Raw genomic sequence first — 2,507 nt, forward strand, 5'->3', positions numbered from 1 at the left:
GTCAAACAACATTCATCGGCATTGAGAAGATTGTTGGAAATGACGATCATCGTTCCGACACAATTGTTGGTACGGCTGGTGATGATATCATTGAAGGCCGTGGAGGTGACGATGTGCTCTCAGGTGGTGACGGCGATGATACATTCCTTGTCGGAATTGGCGCAGATGAAGACATATACGATGGCGGTGCTGGCAATGACCAAATTCTAGCAACGGAAGATGGTACAATTATTGGGCTTGATGTGCGCTTCACACATTTTGCTGCAGGTGCAGTTGAGACGATTAGTGCTGGCGGCCACAGTGGTGTGACGATTGAGCTTGAAGATGGTGGTAGTGCTGACTTCAGTCAAACAACATTCATCGGCATTGAGAAGATTGTTGGCACGGATACTTTCCGTTCCGACACGATCATTGGTACGGCTGGTGATGATATCATTGAAGGCCGTGGAGGTAATGACAATCTTTCGGGTGGTGACGGTAATGATACGCTTGTTGGCGGTGCGGGGAACGATCAACTGACCGGTGGGTCTGGTAATGATACCTTTGTGTTTGAGAGTGGAGACGGAGATGATGTCATCACTGACTTTGCTACTACTGATGATGTCCTTGATTTGTCTTCAACAACCACTGATTTTATAGACTTGACAGATGTAACATCTGCGGCGATAGCATACACACAAAACGGTATCAACGGTGTGTTATTAGACCTCGGTGGAGGTGATAGTGTGTTTATAACTCAGCTTACACTTGCAGATTTAGATACGCTTTCTATTGTGTACTAAGACACTCTAGGCGTAATGCCAATATAAAAGCGTGTAATGTCAAAAATACATATCACTATTGATACGGAGTTTAGTGCTGGTGGGTGTTTCCATAATCATGAGAATACACCCATTACGCACGACGCTGTATACTGCCGTATTAATGGGGTTTCTCATGGTTTGGAATTTTTGCTCAAAACGTTTAAGACCTACCAGATAAAAGCAACCTTTTTTATCGAAGCCGCACATACAGCTATGTTGGGTTTTGATATTATGAAGCCAATTATAGATGACATAAAATCCAATGGGCATGATATTCAACTGCATATACACCCAATGTGGCATGAACCAGCACGTAAAGCACTTGGTGATCATATTATAAACGACTCTATGGCAGCACTAGATTTATCAACCGCTAAGGGCGTTATAGAGTTAGGTATGCACGCTTTTGATAAATGGGGATTAGACCAACCTGTTGCTTTTCGCGCTGGTAACTTGCAAATGAATACTGAGATGCCCCTAGATTTGTAGACACCTTGTTCATTATAAAATGGAAGCAAGGAGTTTATAGATTATGCCGATAGGTGTTCGTTATACAGAAGAATTCAAGCGCGATGCGGTCGCTCAGATCACAGACCGAGGGTACAGCGTCAAAGAGGTGGCTGAACGGCTTGGTGTTTGTACAAAGTCCCTTTATGATTGGAAGAAGCTTTTTTCAAAGCCAAGCAAGGAACGCAAGCAGGAAGCTGCTGACAGCGCTGAGATCAGGCGGTTAAAAGCTGAGTTGCTTCGAGTCACCGAAGAAAGAGATATCCTAAAAAAGGCAACGGCGTACTTCGCAAGGGATGCGTAGTGAAGTACGCCTTCATTCAGGCGCACCAAACTGTGTTTCGTGTGCGGGTGATGTGCCGCGTCCTGAAGGTTCATCACAGTGGTTTCTATGGCTGGGTCAAGAAGCCTCTCAGTAAGCGGGCCAGAGATGACAACCGGCTTATCGGGCTCATCAAACAAGCCTGGCTTGAGAGTGGTTGTGTTTATGGATACCGCAAACTTCATGACGACCTGCGGTCGCTCGGTGAGACCTGCTGCCCGAACCGTGTGGCACGACTGGCAAGCATTGCGGGCGTCAAAGCACAAATAGGCTACCGGCGCAAAGCTGGTTTTTACGGTGGCAAACCTGCGATTGTTGCAGCCAACAGATTACAGCAAGACTTCAAAGTGGCCCTGCCAGATCATGCCTGGGTCACGGACATTACGTATATTCGCACGCATCAGGGGTGGCTATATCTGGCCGTTGTCATTGATCTTTATTCCCGCCGCGTGGTGGGTTGGTCTATGCAACCCCGTATGCAGATGGATTTGGTGTTGAGTGCCTTGCTGATGGCTGTCTGGCGTCGCAAACCAAAGCAAAAGGTGATCATTCATTCTGATCAGGGCAGCCAGTTTACAGGCCATGAGTGGCAGAAGTTCCTCGGCGCTCACAATTTGGAAGCCAGCATGAGCAGGCGCGGCAACTGCCATGATAATGCTGTTGCTGAGAGCTTTTTCCACCTGTTAAAGCGCGAACGCGTCAGGCGCAAAACCTACGCAACCCGCAAGGATGCTCGCCAAGACGTCTTCGATTACATCGAAATGTTTTACAATCCAAAAAGAAAGCATGGTAACAACGGGTTGTTGTCTCCCGTCGATTTTGAACAACAAACTAAAATGAAATCGCAAGGTGTCTAACAAACTAGGGGCATCTCA

At 46.9% G+C, this 2,507-nt stretch carries 3 protein-coding genes; all 3 read left to right on the forward strand.

Features of this window, described 5'->3' with window-relative positions; genetic code table 11:
* Window positions 1-782 (forward strand): calcium-binding protein (locus OEU88_RS17635; RefSeq protein WP_317279149.1); only part of this gene is annotated, 782 nt, incomplete at its 5' end.
* 36 nt (window positions 783-818) lie between these two features.
* The gene (locus OEU88_RS17545) at window positions 819-1,292 is read left to right on the forward strand and encodes a polysaccharide deacetylase family protein (RefSeq protein ID WP_262696510.1); all 474 of its coding nucleotides are present in this window, start codon (window positions 819-821) and stop codon (window positions 1,290-1,292) included.
* 43 nt (window positions 1,293-1,335) lie between these two features.
* Window positions 1,336-2,489, forward strand: a protein-coding gene (locus OEU88_RS17550) for an IS3 family transposase (protein ID WP_262694959.1) whose coding sequence is annotated in 2 segments (ribosomal slippage) — window positions 1,336-1,576 and window positions 1,576-2,489 — 1,155 coding nt in all. Because the reading frame shifts where the segments join, the coding sequence is not laid out codon by codon here.
* Window positions 2,490-2,507: the final 18 nt, after the last annotated feature.

It is taken from the genome of Kordiimonas aquimaris, from assembly GCF_025574485.1.
In the GTDB taxonomy this organism is placed as follows: Bacteria; Pseudomonadota; Alphaproteobacteria; order Sphingomonadales; family Kordiimonadaceae; genus Kordiimonas; species Kordiimonas aquimaris.

What these genes read in the sequence shown, in the direction of transcription:
- OEU88_RS17545 (WP_262696510.1), top strand. Translation starts at nt 819, where the DNA reads ATGTCAAAAATACATATCACTATTGATACGGAGTTTAGTGCTGGTGGG.